Raw genomic sequence first — 17097 nt, forward strand, 5'->3', positions numbered from 1 at the left:
CGGGGAGTAGCTTGCCCCGGCGATGACGAGCCCGCTTCCCCTGCGCCCTCCCGACCCGCGCCTCTCCTTGCCGGCGGCGGAGCGGGTGAAGGTGCACGAGGTCTTCTATTCGATCCAGGGGGAGTCGACCTTCGCCGGGCAGCCGTGCGTGCTGGTGCGCCTCACCGGGTGCCAGATGCGTTGCGTCTGGTGCGATACCGAGCACGCCTTCTACGCCGGCTCGTGGCGGACGATCGACGAGGTGCTCGCCGAGGTGGCGGGGTTCGGTTGTCCGCTGGTGGAGGTCACCGGCGGCGAGCCGCTGCTCCAGCCCGGGGCGCTGACGTTGCTCGCCCGGCTCTGCGATTCCGGCTACGAGGTGCTACTCGAGACCGGCGGCGGACGCGACATCGCCCCGGTCGATCCGCGGGTGCGGCGGATCGTCGACGTGAAGTGCCCGGACAGCGGCGAGGCGGCGGCGAACCGCTGGGAGAACCTCGAGGCGCTGCGGCCGCACGACGAGCTCAAGTTCGTCGTCGCCAGCGAGGCGGACTACCGCTGGGCGTCTCGGGTGATCGCCGAACGCCGGCTCGCCGGGCGCTGCCCGATCCACCTCTCGCCGGTCCATGGCGCGGTCGCAGCGGCGGACCTCGCCGCCTGGATCCTGCGCGACCGCCTCCCGGTGCGTCTGACGCTGCAGGTCCACAAGCTGCTCTGGGGCCCCGAAGCGCACGGCGTCTGACCGCCGCTGCCTCGTGGGGTGCGGCGTTCACCGGCGCTGCGCCGCCGTCTGCCGGAAGTGGCTCGCGGCTCGCCCCGCGGCCGTTGTAGCCTCCCGCCATGGCCATTGACCGAGAGGCTCTGAACTCATTGAAGATCGATCGCGGCGACGAGCGGGGCGACGCTGCCTCGCCGCGCCGTTGGCTGTGGATCGGACTGGTGCTCGTCCTCGTCGCCGCGAGCGCGGCGGCGTTCCTCTGGCCCCGCACCCCCGAGGTGACGGTCGCGCTCGCCCAGGCGTCGTCCGGCAAGGGAGGCCCGGCGGCCGTGCTGAACGCCTCGGGCTACGTGACGGCGCGGCGGCAGGCGACGGTCTCGTCGAAAGTCACCGGGAAGGTCACCGAGGTCCACGTCGAGGAGGGGATGCGCGTCGAGGAGGGCCAGGTGCTGGCGCGGCTCGACGACACCCAGATCCGGGCCCAGCTGGCGCTCGCCGAGGCACAGCTCGCTGCCGCCGAAACCGCTCGCCGGGAGACCGCGGTGCGGCTCGACGAGGCGAAGCTCAACCTGAGACGGACACGCGACCTCTCCGGCCAGGGGATTCGCAGCGTCGCCGACCTCGACGCCGCCCAGGCGGGCGTCGACTCGCTGGCGGCGCGCCTCGAGGCCGAAGGGAGCAACGTCGAGGTGGCGCGGCGCGAGGTCGCGGTGGTCCGCCAGCAGGTCGAGGACCATGCGATCCGCGCGCCGTTTGCCGGCATCGCCATCTCGAAGAACGCCCAGCCGGGCGAGATGATCTCGCCGGTCTCGGCGGGTGGAGGCTTCACCCGCACCGGCATCTCCACCGTCGTCGACATGGCCTCGCTGGAGATCGAGGTCGACGTCAACGAGGCCTACATCCAGCGCGTCACCCCGGCGCAGCGCGTCACCGCGGTGCTCGACGCCTACCCGGAGTGGCAGATTCCGGCGCACGTCATCACCACGATTCCCGCGGCGGATCGCCAGAAGGCAACGGTGAAGGTGCGCGTCGGCTTCGACGCGCTCGACCCGCGCATCCTCCCCGACATGGGGGTGAAGGTCGCCTTTCTCGGCGCACCCGAGGCGGCGACGCCCGCCGACGCCGCGCGCGCCACCCAAGTGCCACGCGCGGCACTGCGCGGCGGCGCGGGCGAGGAGCACGTCCTGGTCGTCGGAGCCGAGGAGCGCCTCGAGCGGCGCGCCGTGCGCCTCGCGCCGGGCAGCGGCGACCCGGCGGAGATCGCCGCCGGGCTCACCGCCGGCGAGCGGGTGGTGATCGCCGGCCCGGCCGACCTCGTCGCCGGACAGCGGGTGCGTCCGGTCAGCCCGAAGCCGTGAAATCGGCACCGCTCGCCGGCGCCGGGTCGCCGTTGGCCGGCGGGGTGGAGTCGGACCGAAGGATCCTTCGTATCGTTCTGCCGTGGAGGTGACAATGGACGCACTGGTTCGTGTCGTGGACGTGCACAAGACCTTCCGTCGGGGCGACGAGCGCATCGACGTGCTGCAGGGCTTGAACGTGGAGATCGCGCGCGGGGAGTTCCTCGCGCTGATGGGGCCCTCGGGGTCGGGCAAGTCGACGCTCCTCAATCTGATCGGCGGCCTCGACAAGCCGAGCTCGGGGGCGATCGAGGTCGGCGGGCACCGGATCGACCAGCTCGGTGGCGGGGAGCTCGCCGCCTGGCGGGCGCGCCACGTCGGCTTCGTCTTCCAGATGTACAACCTGCTGCCGGCGCTCTCGGCCGAGCGCAACGTCGAGCTGCCGCTCCTGCTGACGCCGCTCGACCGCAGCAAGCGGCGGGCGCACGTGGCGGCGGCGCTCGGCGTCGTCGGTCTCGCCGATCGGGCCAAGCACTATCCGCGGCAGCTCTCGGGCGGCCAGGAGCAGCGCGTCGGCATCGCGCGGGCGATCGTCACCGATCCGACGCTGCTGCTCTGCGACGAGCCGACCGGCGACCTCGACCGCAAGGCCGGTGACGAGATCCTCGACCTGCTCGGAGCGCTGCACCGCGACCAGGGCAAGACGATCGTCATGGTGACCCACGACCCGCATGCCGCGGCGCGGGCGAGTCGTGTGCTCCACCTCGACAAGGGCGTGCTGGTGGAGGCGGCGGCATGAAGACCTGGCCGATCGTCTGGAGCAACCTGCGGCGCCGGAAGCTGCGCACCGGCTTCACCGTGGCGTCGATCCTCGTCGCCTTCCTGCTCTTCGGCTACCTCGCGGCGATCCGCCTGGCGTTTTCCGGCGGCGTCGAGCTCGCCGGCGTCGACCGCCTGGTGACCACGCACAAGACGTCGATCATCATGCTGCTGCCGGTCTCCTACCGCGACCGCATCGCGCGCGTGCCCGGCGTCAAGCTGGTGACGCATTCGACCTGGTTCGGCGGCATCTACCAGAACCCCAACCGCAACTTCCAGAACCTCTTCCAGTCGCCGGTCGAGCCCGAGGCGTACTTCGCCCTGTACCCGGAGTACAAGCTGCCGCCCGAGCAGATGAAGGCCTGGCTCGCCGACCGCGAAGGGGCGGTCGTGGGGCGGGCGACGGCCGAGCGCTTCGGCTGGAAGATCGGCGACCGCATCCCGATCCAGGCGACGATCTGGAAGAAGCGCGGCGGCGACAGCACCTGGGAGTTCAACCTGGTCGGCATCTACGACGGCGCCGAAAAGGGCACCGACACGACGCAGTTCCTCTTCCGCTACGACTACTTCGACGAGGCGCGCTGGTTCGGTGCCGGTCAGGTCGGGTGGTTCACGCTGAAGATCGCCGAGCCGGACAAGTCCGCCGCCGTCGCGGCGGCGATCGACAAGGAGTTCGCCAACTCCCCGTTCGAGACCAAGACGACGACCGAGAAGGCGCTCGCCCAGGGCTTCGCCCAGCAGGTCGGCGACATCGGCTCGATCCTCACGGCGATTCTCGTCGCCGTCTTCTTCACCATGCTGCTGGTGGCCGGCAACACGATGGCGCAGGCGGTGCGCGAACGCACGAGCGAGCTTGCCGTGCTCAAGACGCTGGGATTCTCCGACGGTCGCGTCCTGCGCCTGGTGCTGACCGAATCCTGCCTGCTGGCGCTCGTCGGCGGCCTCGCCGGCCTCGCGCTCGCCTGGCTGCTCGCCTCGCGCGGCGATCCGACCGGCGGCTTCCTCCCGATCTTCTTCCTGCCGGGGCGCGACCTCGTGCTCGGCGTCGTCCTGGTGGTGGCGCTCGGCGTCGCCACCGGTCTCTTGCCCGCGCTCGCGGCGATGCGGCTGCGCATCGTCGACGCGCTCCGGAGGGCGTGACCCATGGCTTCTCCCATCGCCTGGATTCGTCAGATCGGCGTCGTCACCGGCGTCTCGCTCGCCACCGTGCCGCAGCGCCGCGGTGCCGCCCTGGCCACGGTCGTCGGCGTCGCCGGCGTGGTGGCGGTGTTCGTCGGCGTGCTGTCGATCGGCGAAGGCTTCCGCAAGACCCTGGTCGAGGCCGGATCTCCCGAGAACGCGCTGGTGATGCGCTCCGGCGGCGACTCGGAGATGATGAGCGCGCTGTTACGCGATGCGACGCAGATCGTCGCCCAGGCTCCGGGTGTCGCCCGGGATGCCAGCGGGCCGCTCGCCTCGGCCGAGCTCTTCGTCGTCGTCGATCTGCCCAAGCGCACCACGAACACGCCCGCCAACGTGCCGTTGCGCGGCGTCCAGCCGGCGGCCTTCGCGGTGCGCGGCAACGTGAAGATCGTCGAAGGCCGGATGTTCGAGTGGGGCAAGAACGAGATCATCGTCGGCCGGGCGGCGGCCGGGCAGTTCGCCGGTCTCACCGTCGGGTCGAAGCAGCGCTGGGGCGAGAACACCTGGGAGGTGGTCGGGCTCTTCGAGGCCGGGGGCTCGCTCTGGGAGTCGGAGCTGTGGACCGATGTCGGCGTCCTGCAGCCGGCCTACCGTCGCGGCTCGTCGTTCCAGAGCGTGTCGGTGAAGCTCGAATCGGCGCAGGCGTTCGAGCGCTTCAAGGACGCGCTGACCACCGACCCGCGACTCGACGTCAAGGTGCTGCGCCAGAGCGAGCACTACGCCGCCCAGTCGCGGGCGATCGTCGGCATCATTCGCGGGCTCGGGACGACCATCGCCCTGCTCATGGCGATCGGCGCGATCTTCGGGGCGCTCAACACGATGTACTCGGCGGTGGCGGCGCGCACCCGCGAAATCGCCACCCTGCGCGCCCTGGGCTTCGGTGCCGGACCGGTCGTCTGCTCGGTGCTCGTCGAGTCGCTGCTCCTGGCGCTCGCCGGCGGCGTGATGGGCGGGGGGCTGGCCTACGCGGCATTCGACGGTTTCAAGGCCTCGACGCTCAACTGGTCGAGCTTCAGCCAGGTCTCGTTCGCCTTCGACGTGACGCCCGCGCTGCTCGTCCAGGCGATCTTCTTCGCCCTGCTCATGGGCCTCTTCGGCGGTCTGCTGCCGGCGATCCGCGCGGCCCGGCTGCCGGTGGTGGCGGCCCTGCGCGAGGCGTGACCCGCCCTCCCGGGTCGGGCGCGGGGCGCCCGGCCCGGGACGAGGGTCATCGGGTCCGCCTCTCCCACCCCGGAGGGCGGGGTTGAGCCCCCGGTGCCGGGACTACAATCGGCCCGACCGCAGTCCCGCGGCCTCAGTCATTCCCCAGAGGACCTCAATGAGCACGGCGAAACTGATTCTCGATGGCAAAGAGTACGAGTTTCCGGTGACGGTCGGCAGTGAGGGCGAGGTCGGCATCGACATCTCGAAGCTCCGCGACAAGACCGGCGCGATCACGTTGGACGACGGCTACGGCAACACCGGCTCCTGCAAGAGCGCGATCACCTTCATCGACGGCGACCGCGGCATCCTGCGCTATCGCGGCATTCCGATCGACGAGATCGCCGGCCAGGCGAGCTTCGTCGAGACGGCCTTCCTGCTGATCTACGGGCACCTGCCGAACGCGGCGGAGCTCGCCGAGTGGAAGCAGAAGCTGACGTACCACAGCCTGATCCACGAGGACATGAAGAAGTTCTTCGAGGGCTACTCGACCAACGCCCACCCGATGGCGATCCTGTCGGCGATGGTGGCGACGCTCTCGACCTACTACCCGAACGAGGACCCGGAGCTCGACATCGTCCGTCTGATCGCCAAGGTGGCGACGATCTCCGCCTTCTCGTACAAGAAGTCGATCGGCCAGCCGTTCGTCTACCCGCGCAACGACCTGTCCTACACCGAGAACTTCCTGCACATGATGTACGCCGTGCCGGCGGAGCCGCACTCGGTGGCCAAGGAGCTCGACGACGCGCTCAACATGCTGCTCATCCTGCACGCCGACCACGAGCAGAACTGCTCGACGTCGACGGTGCGCATGGTCGGCTCGTCGCACGCCAACCTCTTCGCGACGATCGCCGCGGGCGTCTGCGCCCTGTGGGGCCCGCGTCACGGCGGCGCCAACCAGGAAGTCATCGAGATGCTCGACGTCATCGCCAAGGACGGCGGCAACTACAAGAAGTACATCGACATGGCGAAGGACAAGAACTCGGGCTTCAAGCTGATGGGCTTCGGCCACCGGGTCTACAAGAACTTCGACCCGCGCGCCAAGATCCTCAAGAAGGCCGCCGACAAGGTGCTCGCCAAGCTCGGCGTCAACGACCCGATGCTCGACATCGCCAAGAACCTCGAGGAAGTGGCGCTCAAGGACGAGTTCTTCATCGAGCGCAAGCTCTACCCGAACGTCGACTTCTACAGCGGCATCATCTACCGCGCGATGAACATCCCGACCAACATGTTCACCGTGATGTTCGCGCTCGGCCGCCTGCCCGGCTGGATCGCCCAGTGGAAGGAGATGCGCGACGGTGGCGCCCGCATCAACCGCCCGCGCCAGATCTACGTCGGCGAGACGCAGCGTCCGTTCGTGCCGCTCGAGAAGCGCTGACCCACACTTCCTGCGGTTCGACCCACGGCCCGGCTCGCGCCGGGCCGTTTGCTTTACTCCCGGTCTACTCTCGATGCAGCTTGCCGTGCAGCCAGCGGCGGAAGCGCTCGACGCGTTTCCAGGCGCGCGGCCACTTGCCGAAGGCCGAGCGCAGCCAGTGGTGCACGCGCCGGCTGACGAGCGAGATGATCGCCGCGCCGATGACGAGGAAGAGACCGCCCTGGAGCACCGGAAGGAAGAGACCGGCGACGCCGAGGAGGAGGAAGAGCCAGCCGACCAGCCAGAGCATGCCGCGGATCCACAGCGGCAGGGGCGCCAGATGACGGCGTGGGCGGCGGGGACGGCGCAGGTCCATCGTCGGCGGGGCTCCGGGTCCGGGAAGGTAGCACAGGCGGTGTCCCGTCGCCTGTCGGGTGGGTGTCGGCCCCCGCGGGGGTGGCATTCTCGACCGGGTGACTGGTAAGCCGACCGCACGAAGCTAGAATCCCGCTGACTTCGAGCTCAGTCGATGCGGCAGCGCACGCGAGAGACCGAGACGGTAGGGCCGTCGCCCGAAGGGACGCCCGTGCCGCCGCTTGCGCCGGGGACGCGGCTCGCCGGGCGCTACCGGCTCGGCGAAGTGCTCGGCGTCGGCGGCTACGGCGTCGTCTACCGCGCCGTCGACGGCGAAAGCGGCGAGGAGGTGGCGGTCAAGGCGCTGCGTGCCGAGCGGCTCTCCGACAGCATCCGCCAGCGACTCCGCCGCGAGGCGTTGCTGCTCGACGGGCTCGAGCACCCGCACCTGGTCAAGGTCTTCGCCGCCGGCGAAGCCGACGGCGTCGCCTATCTGACGATGGAGCTCGTCGAAGGCGAGACGCTGCGCGAGCGGCTGCTCCGCGGGCCGCTGCCGCTCGCCGAGGCGGTGCGCATCGCCCGCGAGCTGTTGTCGGGGCTCGCCGCGTTGCACGCGCGCGGGATCGTCCACCGGGACGTCAAACCGGGCAACGTGCTGCTCGACGGGGCGGGGAGAGCGAAGCTCGCCGATTTCGGCCTGGTGCGGCGCTTCGAGGCGGAGGCCACCTGGGCGACGTCGTCGCTGGCGGTGATCGGCACGGCCGAGTACCTCTCGCCGGAGCAGGCGTTGGGCGCGGAGCTCGACGGGCGAAGCGATCTCTACGCGCTCGGCGTGCTGCTCTTCGAGATGCTGTCCGGTCGCCCGGTGAACGAACCGCGCTCGACGTTCGCCCTCGTCCTCGCGCACCTCGACCAGCCGGCGCCCGATGTGCGCGAGCTGCGTGCCGACGTTCCTCTCTGGCTCGCCGGGGTGGTGGAGCGCCTGCTCGAGAAGAACCGCGAGCGGCGCTATGGCTCCGCTCGCGAGGCGCTGTCCGATCTCGAGCGGCAGCGGACGCCACGCGACGTGCGGCGGCGCCGTCTGGTGCGCTCGGGGCTGGTCGCGTTGGGGGTTGCCGCTCTCGCCGGGGCGCTCGCCGCCGGCTGGGGATTCGCCCGTTCGCGGGCCGGCTTCGACCATGTCGCCAGCGACGCGACGGGCGCCGCCGTGGCGCTCGACCGTGCCGGGCGCGTCCTGTGGCGAAAGGAGGGGGACTGGCGCGGCCGGAGCTTCGTCGCCCTGCAGCTGCCCGGAGGGCGCCGAGCGGTCGCGTCGATCCTCGCTCCGGCGGCCGTGATCGATCCGACAGCCCGTCATCGTCTTTCCCTGCTCGACGCGCAGAGCGGCGCGGAGATCGACCGCGTCGAGCTGCCCGACGTCGCCCCGCGTGCCTTCGCTGGGCTATCCAACCGCTACCTCTGGACGCTCCATCCCTTCGACATCGACGGCGACGGAATCGACGAGGTCTACGTCGCCTACTGCCACGAATCGCTCCCGCCAAGCTACGTCGTGGCCTACGATCCGGCCCGGCGGCGGTCGCAGACCCTCTTCGTGGCAGCGGGCCATCATCGCCCTGGCGCGGCGGTGGACGTCGACGGCGACGGTCGGCGGGAGTTGCTCCTGCTCGGCACGGCGAGCCGCATCGGCTGGTCCACCGCGCTCGCTGCCGTTCGGGTGCCGGGGAATGGCGGAGCCGACTCGACGGCTGGACCGGACGATTCGCCCCCGACGACCCCGGACGTGGAGCCGGTCGGCGGGAGGGGGCCACTCTGGTATGCACTGCTGCCTCCCGGGACGCCGCGCGGAGGCAACGCGCCGCTCGAGATCGACGAGGCGCAACGCCGACTCCGCGTGGTGTACGGCGACGGTCGCGTCGTGGAGGTCGGCTTCGACGGCTTCCTCGCCGACGCCTCGAAGCCGCAAATGCCCGCGGCCGGTCGCGCCGCGGCGCGTGCGCGAGCCTACGCGGCGATGCGGCAGGCCGATCGCCAACTGTCGGCCGGGAGGCCGGCAGAAGCCGAAGCGCTGGCGCGCGAGACGAGCGCGCGGGCGACGGAGGCGGGCGACCGTCCGCTCGCCGAATGGGGCGAACGAATCCGCGTGCGCGCCCTGGTAGCGGCGGGAGCGCGCCTCGAGGCCGACCGCCTCGCCTCCTCTCTCGCCGTGCGTTCGGCTGCCGGCCTGGCCGTCGCCATGGAGGCGGCGCAGGCCTTCCACCTGGCGGGTGACCTCGACCGGGCGCTCGTCTGGTACGAGCGAGGGCTCGCCGACTCCGATCGCCGGGCGGTGGCCCGCCGGTGCGGCGGGTACCTCGAGGGAACCGTCCTGGTGTTGGCCGAGCTCGGGCGCTGGAACGAGATTCCGCAAGCCTGTCGGCGGGCCGAAGAGGTCGACCCCGCCGCGATGGGCGAGCTCGGGAGGACCTACGAGGCCTGGGCGCGCTGGCGAGCCGGCCAGCCGCCAGCCGAGACCCGACTTCCCGCCGCGGCGGCCGATGCGCCAGAGCTTGTCCGCCTGCTTCGCTTCGAGCTCGCGGCCGCGAGTGGCGAGGCTCCCGAGAAGCTGCTCGCCGCGGTCGAACGGGAGCGCGCGTCGGCGACCGAGACCTCCTTCCTTCTTCTGTCGTTGCGCAGCGAGCTCCTGGCGCGGCTCGGGCGATCCGGCGAGGCGTTGGCCGACGCCCGCGCGGCTCTCGCCGAGGCCAGGCGGCGAGCGCCACAGGAGATCCATGCCCGAGCCTTCCTCGCCGACCTCGGCGAGCGGGCCCGGCGCCTCGAACATCTCTTGCGGAGTCCGCGCGGTTGACCGAGCGGCCGTCGACCGAGACGGTGGGCTCGCTGCTCGAGCCCCCCGGGCTCCCGCCGCCGTTGCCGGTCGGTGCGCTGCTCGCCGGTCGGTACCGGCTGGGCGAGGTGCTCGGGGCCGGCGGCTATGGGGTGGTGTATCGCGCGGTGGACCAGGAGAGCGGCCGGGGTATCGCGGTCAAGGCGCTGCGAGCCGAGAGGCTGTCAAGGGCGAGTCGGCAGCGGCTCGCGCGCGAGGCGGCGTTGCTCGTCGGCCTCGCTCACCCGCACCTGGTGCGCGTCGACGGCGCCGGCGAGAGCGACGGGGTGGCCTTCCTGACGATGGAGCTGGTCGAGGGCGAGCCGTTGCGCGAACGGCTGCTGCGCGAGCCGCTCCCGGTCGCCGACGCCGTGCGGGTGGCTCGCGAGGTGCTCTCGGGTCTCGCGGTGCTCCACGCGCGCGGCATCGTGCACCGCGACGTCAAGCCGGGCAACGTGCTGATCGACGGCGAGGGGCGGGCCAAGCTCGCCGACTTCGGGCTGGTGCGCCGCTTCGACGCCGACGCGACGCGGGCGACCTCGTCGCTCGCGGTGGTGGGCACGGCCGAGTACCTGTCGCCGGAGCAGGCCCTCGGCGAGGAGATCGACGGCCGGAGCGATCTCTATGCGCTCGGCGTGACCCTCTTCGAGATGCTCGCCGGCAAGCCGGTGCACGAGCGGCGTTCGACCTTCGCCACGGTCCTGGCCCGATTGAACGAGCCGGCGCCCGACGTGCGCGACCTGCGGCCGGAGGTGCCGGCGTGGTTGGCGGAGGTGGTCGGGCGACTGCTGGAGAAGGAGCCCGATCGGCGCTATGCGACCGCCGAGGAGGTGCTGGCGGACCTCGAAGGGGAGCGGATCCCGCGGACCGTGCTGCGGCGCAAACTGTTGCGGCGCGGTGCGATCGTCACGGCGTCGTCCCTGCTCGTCGCGGTGGCGATCGCCGGCCTGGCGTGGATGCGGTGGCGCGCCGGGTTCGATCACATGACGATCGTCGGCGACGACGCCCTGGCGGCTGTCGATCGTTCCGGCCGGGAGCTCTGGCGGCGGACGGACGTGGCGCTCGCCGACAACTTCGTGCCGGTGCGGTTGCAGCCGCATGGCCCCATGCGTCTCGCGGCGCTGCTCGGTCCGCCGGGCAAGTACGATCCGGAGTCGCGCCGCCATCTCGCCTTCCTCGATCCGCAGACGGGAGCCGTCGCCGAAGAGGCGATATTGGCCGATCTGTCGACGGTCTTCGCGGAGATGTCCAACAGCTACGGAACGCGGCTTCGGGCTTTCGATCTCGACGGCGACGGCGTCGACGAGATCGTGGCCACGTCGACGCACTCCATCGGCTGGCCGAGCTTCACGGTGCTCTACGAGCCGCGCCTGCGCCGGGGGCGACCGATCCTCGTCGCTGGCGGTCACCACTATCCGATGGCGACCGCCGATGTCGATGATGACGGGCGACCGGAGCTGATCTTTCAGGGCACCGCGAACCGCATGGGCTGGTACTCGGCGCTTGCGGCAGTGCGCTTCTCGCCTCGGATCGGCGAGCCGGCCGCCCCTCTTGTCGGCGTGGAGGCAGCTTCGACCCCGGAGGAGAGTCGCGTCGTTTCGGCCACGTCCTTGGCCTGGTACGCCCTGCTGCCGCGTGGCTTCATGACCAAATCGCGGCCGGCGGTCGAGGTGGACGCAGCGCAGCGAACGATCCGAGTCCATTACCAGGATGGACGCGATCTCGCGGTCGGCTTCGACGGCTTCCTGCGCGAGGACGAGACATCGAGCGTGCCGGCCGCCGAGCGCGAGCGGGACCGAGTGGCCGCCTACGAAGCGCTCCGCCAGGTGCGCAAGCTCGAATCGACCGCGGCCTTCGGGGAAGCTCGGCGCGAGGCCGAGAGGGCGAGCGAGCTCGCACGGCGGGCCGGCGATCGCATTCTCGGCGAGTGGGCAAGCCGCGTGGTGCTCCGTGTCGCCATCGCCGGTGGAGCGACTGGCGAGGCGGAGTCACGCGCCGAGGCGTTGCGTGCGCGCGCCGAGGCGCCGGCCGAGATCGCCTACGACGTGGCGCGGGCGTTCCACCTGCGTGGCGAGCTGGCGCGGGCCGCAGACTGGTACCAGCGCGGCATCAGTGCCGGCAGCAACGAGCTCGTCGGCCGCAAGAGCTGGGAGTTTCTCGAAGGCGCGAGCCTGGCGCTCGCCGAGCAGGGGCGGTGGGAGGAGGTCGCGGCGATCGCCACACGGCGGGGTGAGGGTGTGCCGGGGGAGCGCATTCTTTGCGATCTCCTGGTTGCCTGGGCAGAGCTGCATCGCGGGCGCGAGCTGCGGCGTCAAGATGTGCCGTTTGTCGCCTGGGACACGAGCGGCAGCCCCGACTTCTTCCGCTGGCTCGCCTTCGAGCTCCGGCTGGCTCTGGGAGACGATCCGAAAGCGCTTCTCGACGAGCTGTCGCGAGACCGTCAGCTCGCCTCCGAGACGGTCTTCGCCTTGCGCTCGACCGAAGCCGAGGCCCTCGCCCGGCTCGGCCGATGGGACGAGGCGCACCGCGCCGCCAGCGAGGCGGTGGCGCTCGCCGAGCGCGATCGAGAGCGGAGCGTCCATGCGCGCGCGCTCCTCGGCGAGCTGCGCGCACGCGAGGTCCGCATCGCGCGCCGGGCAGTCGCCACGAAGGAGTGATCGAGTCGGGACCTTCCCGAAGGATGAAGGCGAGGGCGGTTGCAAGGTCGGATCGAGCCTCGTCGCGGGTCAGACGGCGCGCCCTCCCGGCGGCGGGGCGCGACAGCGACGCCCTCCCGAGCGGGACGACAGGCGACTCCGACTGCACTACGCCGTCATATACTTCTGCGCAGACCCGCTCCGCCGGAGGCTGCAGAGATGCTCCGCCTCGCCGTTCGCTTCGAGGAATCGACGAAGTACTTCGACCTGCCGGAGCAGCGCTGCTCGCTCGGCGCCGCGCCCGATGCCGACCTGCACCTGCCTTGGCCGGGCATCTCGCGTCACCACGCCGAGGTCGAGCGATGCGGTCGCTCGCTGCGGCTCGTCGATCTCGGCTCGAAGAACGGACTGTTGCAGGGCGGGCAACGCCACACCGAGATCACGCTTGCGCCCGGCGATGCGGTGCAGATCGGTCGCGCCTGGTTGCGCCTCGAGGAGGTCGACAGCTCCGATGCGCGGCTCGGGCTGGAGTTCGTCGCCGACGCCACCCACGTCGCGGCAACGATCGCTCCGGCGGCCGCCACCGACTCGATCCTCGGCATCCTCGACGCCCACGGCGACGGCGAGGCGGCGCTCGCTGCGCTCCGCTGGGTTCGCGGTGCCCAGGGGCGCGGACTCGATCCCGCCGAACCCCACTCCCGGTCGCTGCTCGAAGGCGCGCGGGAGGTGCTCGCTGCCGAGAGCCTCTTCGTCCTCGACCGCGGAGCGAGCGCCGTCGAGCCCTCGCTGCTGCTCTGCGTCGGTCCGCTGCCCACCGAGGCGCTGCTCGGCGAGGCGGCGCACGAGACGGGGCGCCAGAGTCCGCGTGCTCCCGCCTCGGGGGGGGCGCGCTCTCGGCCGCTCGGCAGCGAGCGCTCGCTCCTCACGAGCCCGGCCGGCGAGACGCTTGTGCTCGCCGCGGTGCTCGCGCAGCCGGCGAGTCGACTGCGCGCCTGGCAGCGCGACTTCTTCGAGCACCTGGCAGAGCGCGTCCGGCCGTCGGCGCGACGCCGGGGGGAGGTGCGCGCCGTCGGGCCGCAGCCGCTCGCCTTGCCTCCGGAGTTCGTGCTCGGCGAATCGGCGGCGATGCGCGGTCTGCTCGAGAGCCTGCAGGCGGCGGCGAGGAGCGATCTCGACGTGCTGCTGCTCGGCGAGACCGGGACCGGCAAGGAGATGGTGGCGCGGACGATCCACTCCTCGGGCAGCACGGCGGGCCGGCCGTTCATCGCCATCAACTGCGCGGCGATCCCCACCGACCTGCTCGAGGCCGAGCTCTTCGGCGTCGAGGCGCGGGTGGCCACGGGGGTCGACCCGCGCCCCGGGCTCTTTCTGAAGGCCGAAGGCGGCAGCCTCTTCCTCGACGAGATCGGCGACATGCCCGAGCCGCTGCAGGCGAAGCTCCTGCGTGCCCTCCAGGAGCGCGAGGTGCTGCCGATCGGCAGCCATCAGCCGAAGAAGATCCGCGTGCGCGTGATCTCGGCATCGAACAAGAGCCTCCCCGACCTGGTGCACACCGGCCGCTTCCGCGCCGACCTCTTCTATCGCCTGCGCGGGCTCCAATTCCATCTGCCGCCGCTGCGCGAGCGGCGTGAGGACATTCCGGCGCTGGTGATGGCCTTCGCTTCGGCCGCGGCGGCGCGCTACGGCAAGCACCTGCGCGGCGTCTCGTGCAAGGCGCTCGCCCTGCTCGTCGAGCACGACTGGCCGGGCAACGTGCGCGAGCTCAAGAGCGAGGTCGAACGCGCGGCACTGCTCGCCGCCGACGGCCACGCCCTCGAGAGCGAGCGGTTCGCCCCGATCCGTTGGGCGATCGAGCAGCGGGCGCGACATGGTGCCGGGCCGTGGGATCGCGAGGGAAGCGACCACGACCGGGGTGCCGCCGCTTCTCCGGGGCGGGTCGACGCCGTCGCCTCCGCGCTCGCGGTGGACGAGCGCCCGCTCCAGGCGAGGCTCGACGAGGTCGAGCGGGCCGCGCTCGAGCAGGCTCTGTCAGCCGCCCGCGGCAACAAGACGGAGGCGGCCCGACGCCTGGGGATCACCCGCAACGGCCTGACGATGAAGATGCAGCGGCTGTCGATCCGCTGAGCGGGGAGGGGGCCGGCCGATCGCGTGCCGCAGCAGAGAGCGGAGCGTGGCCGCCTCAGCCGACCTCGGCTGAGAATCCCACGGCAAGGCCCGCCGCGATCGCCACGACCGCCCCGACCGCATAGGGCCACGTCGCGCCGAGATCCCACAGCGCTCCGGCGATCGCCGGGCCGATGGCTCGCGCCAGAGCGGAGAGCGATTGGCCGAGGCCGAGGACACCGCCCTGTTCGTCGGCGCCGCTGGCGCGCGAGAGGAGCGCGGCGAGCGACGGCGACGCCAGCGACTGCGCGAGCGCGGCGGCGGCCAGGGCGACGAGCAGAAGCGGGAGGCTCGGCATCGACGGCACGGCGAGCAAGGCGCCGGAGAGGCCGACACAGGCCCAGGTGGCCAGGCGCGCCTCGCCGAAGCGACGGGTGAGCGGACCGACGAGACCGCCCTGACCGATGATGATCAGCACGCCGACGAAGACCATGATGCTGCCGAAGCCTCGCTCGTGAAGGGCGAAGCGCCTGGCGACGAGAAACGCCAGCGTGACCTCGAGGGCGAGGAAGGCGAAGGTGTTGAGGAAGGTGGCCGCGAGGTAGCGGTTGAGCGGCTTGCGCTCGAGCGCGTCGAACAGCAGGTCGAATCGGAAGCGGCGTGCGGCGTCGCTGTCCGGATGGCGCGTCTCGCGCAGCAGCGCGGCGGCGAGCACGAGGTTGACGAGGGCGAGGCCGGCAGCAGCCCACGCCGCAGCGCCGAAGCCCCACGGGGCGAGCAGCGCGCCGACCGCCGGTCCGGCGACGAAGCCGAGCCCGATCGAGGCGCCGAGGAACCCCATGTACTTCGCTCGTTCCTCCGGGCGCGTCACGTCGGCGATCACCGCCTGCGCCGCGGCGATCGAACCGCCGAAGAGCCCGGCGAGCGCTCGCGCGCCGGCGAGCATCGGCAGTGTCGAGGCGAGCGCGCAGAGACCGAACGAGACCGCCGACCCGGCGAGGCTGGCGATCATCACCGGGCGGCGACCGAAGCGGTCGGAAAGCCGCCCGAGCGCGGCGGCCCCGAGCAGTTGGGCGATCGAGTACGACGAGAAGAGGATGCCGAGGGTCAGTCCGCTCGCTCCCAGCTTCTGCGCGTAGTAGGGCAGTGCCGGCAGCAGGATGCCGAAGCCGAACAGGTCGATGAAGACCGCGAGGTAGACGGTGGCGAGCGCTCCGCGGGTGCGGAGAGCTGGGCCGGAGTTGGGCGAGCTCGAAGTCGTCGTCATGCTGGGTCCTTCCCGCCGAGCGCTCCCCAGCGGCGGAGCAGCGCCGCGCCGGTGAGGGCGAGGGCGATCTGCAGGGCGCCGGTGACGGCGAAGACGGTGGCGAAGCCGCCCGAACGCTGTGCCCAGGCGCCGAGCAGCGGGCCGAGGGCGAAGCCGAGCGAGCCGGCGAAATTGAAGCCACCCATCGCGCTACCGCGCGTGCGCGGGTCGGCGAGCTGGGCGGTGAGGGTAAGGGTCGGGGGGAACATGAAGGCGGCGAGCACGCCGAGGGCGATCATCGCCGGCCAGAGCAGCAGCAGGTCGGCCAGGCCGACGAACGTCAGCACCAGCCCATAGCCGAGCGTTCCCCAGACGAGCGGCAGCGCCGCGCCGGTGCGCTCGGACAATCGCCCGGTCCACGCCTGGAGGAGCGCGAACGGCAGCAAGAAGAGGCCGAGATAGCGACCGCGATGGGCGGCGTCGCCGGCGCCCAGGGCCGCGAGATAGAGCGGGAAGACGACGATGAAGGAGCCGACCGTCAGGCGGTCGACGAGATGGAACGCCCACGGGAGAAGGAGGCGCGGGCGAGCGCGCAGCGCCGCGCCGATCTCGGCGAGCCGTGGGGCGTGTGCGCCGCCCTGTCCTCCCTCGGGGAGAGCGAGAGCGGCGACGGCGAGGGCGAGGAAGATCCAGCCGGCCCATTCGAGGGGTGCTCGCGCACCGAGGTGGCGGGTCACGTAACCGCCGACTGGCGCGCCGAGACCGACGCCGAGGATCAGCGCCGCGCCGAGCAGACCCATCGTGCGTCCGCGCCGAGACTCCTCGGCGTGGTCGGCGACGAGCGTCATCGCCGTCGACCAGCCCATCACCGAGAGCGCTCCCTGGAGAAACCGCAAGGCGAGCAGCGTCCCCACCGAGTCGACCCCGAGATAGGCGAAATAGACCGCGCCGCTGCCCGCGAGCCCGGCGACGATGAACGGCTTGCGTCGCCCGGTGCGGTCGGAGAGCACCCCCCAGAGCGGCGCGAACAGCAGATAGGCGGCCATCTCGACCGTGAGGAAGAGCGCCGCGTCGGTGACCGTGCCGCCGAGCTCGTCGAGGATGAGCTCTTTCAACCCGGCGACCGGCAGGGTGAGGTTGAACATCGCGCCCAGCAGCAGCAGGCAGGGCAGCGCGACCGCGCGCCGGAATCCGGGTGTGCGGTCGCGGGGCGAGACGTGGACGAGGGTCGGTGCGGGCGTCGGCATGGGAACGCCCGCGGTGCGGGCCGTGGCGGATCATGCCATGCCCCCGTTTCGACCGG

The 17097-nt window shown here is 71.8% G+C and carries 12 protein-coding genes; 9 read left to right on the plus strand and 3 right to left on the minus strand.

Annotation, left to right across the window (positions count from 1 at the left end; translation table 11 throughout):
• Nucleotides 1-22: 22 nt before the first annotated feature.
• From IPJ17_05940 to IPJ17_05965, 6 genes are all read left to right on the plus strand, one after another.
• A complete protein-coding gene (locus IPJ17_05940; GenBank protein QQR75121.1) occupies nucleotides 23-721 on the plus strand; it encodes a radical SAM protein in 699 nt (232 codons plus the stop codon).
• 98 nt (nucleotides 722-819) lie between these two features.
• Nucleotides 820-2055 (plus strand): efflux RND transporter periplasmic adaptor subunit, encoded by a 1236-nt coding sequence (locus IPJ17_05945; GenBank protein QQR75122.1) that lies wholly within the window; start codon nucleotides 820-822, stop codon nucleotides 2053-2055.
• A 94-nt stretch (nucleotides 2056-2149) separates the two neighbouring features.
• Nucleotides 2150-2833, plus strand: a complete 684-nt coding sequence (locus IPJ17_05950) for an ABC transporter ATP-binding protein (protein QQR75123.1) — start codon at nucleotides 2150-2152, stop codon at nucleotides 2831-2833.
• Entirely contained in the window at nucleotides 2830-3993 is a 1164-nt protein-coding gene (locus IPJ17_05955; protein ID QQR75124.1) for an FtsX-like permease family protein, read from the plus strand. The genes IPJ17_05950 and IPJ17_05955 overlap by 4 nt, the downstream gene beginning before the upstream one ends.
• Before the next feature lie 3 nt (nucleotides 3994-3996).
• Nucleotides 3997-5196, plus strand: coding sequence for an ABC transporter permease (locus tag IPJ17_05960; GenBank protein QQR75125.1), 1200 nt, complete (start codon nucleotides 3997-3999; stop codon nucleotides 5194-5196).
• Between the two features lie 157 nt (nucleotides 5197-5353).
• Nucleotides 5354-6613 (plus strand): citrate synthase, encoded by a 1260-nt coding sequence (locus IPJ17_05965; protein ID QQR75126.1) that lies wholly within the window; start codon nucleotides 5354-5356, stop codon nucleotides 6611-6613.
• 64 nt (nucleotides 6614-6677) lie between these two features.
• Here the strand turns inward: IPJ17_05965 and IPJ17_05970 are convergent, their stop codons facing one another.
• A complete protein-coding gene (locus IPJ17_05970) occupies nucleotides 6678-6968 on the minus strand; it encodes a DUF454 family protein (GenBank protein ID QQR75127.1) in 291 nt (96 codons plus the stop codon).
• 210 nt (nucleotides 6969-7178) lie between these two features.
• Between IPJ17_05970 and IPJ17_05975 the strand changes: the two genes are divergently transcribed.
• From IPJ17_05975 to IPJ17_05985, 3 genes are all read left to right on the plus strand, one after another.
• Nucleotides 7179-9791, plus strand: coding sequence for a protein kinase (locus tag IPJ17_05975; protein QQR75128.1), 2613 nt, complete (start codon nucleotides 7179-7181; stop codon nucleotides 9789-9791).
• Complete coding sequence (locus IPJ17_05980; protein QQR75129.1) at nucleotides 9788-12466, plus strand: protein kinase; 2679 nt, start codon at nucleotides 9788-9790, stop codon at nucleotides 12464-12466. The genes IPJ17_05975 and IPJ17_05980 overlap by 4 nt, the downstream gene beginning before the upstream one ends.
• Nucleotides 12467-12664: 198 nt before the next feature.
• Complete coding sequence (locus IPJ17_05985) at nucleotides 12665-14569, plus strand: sigma 54-dependent Fis family transcriptional regulator (protein ID QQR75130.1); 1905 nt, start codon at nucleotides 12665-12667, stop codon at nucleotides 14567-14569.
• Between the two features lie 55 nt (nucleotides 14570-14624).
• Here IPJ17_05985 and IPJ17_05990 read toward each other — a convergent pair whose 3' ends face one another.
• Both IPJ17_05990 and IPJ17_05995 read right to left on the minus strand, forming a co-directional pair.
• Complete coding sequence (locus IPJ17_05990) at nucleotides 14625-15815, minus strand: MFS transporter (protein QQR75131.1); 1191 nt, start codon at nucleotides 15813-15815, stop codon at nucleotides 14625-14627.
• Complete coding sequence (locus IPJ17_05995) at nucleotides 15812-17041, minus strand: MFS transporter (GenBank protein QQR75132.1); 1230 nt, start codon at nucleotides 17039-17041, stop codon at nucleotides 15812-15814. The genes IPJ17_05990 and IPJ17_05995 overlap by 4 nt, the downstream gene beginning before the upstream one ends.
• Nucleotides 17042-17097 lie beyond the last annotated feature (56 nt).

This window comes from Holophagales bacterium (assembly GCA_016699405.1).
Taxonomy (GTDB): domain Bacteria; phylum Acidobacteriota; class Thermoanaerobaculia; order Multivoradales; family JAGPDF01; genus JAAYLR01.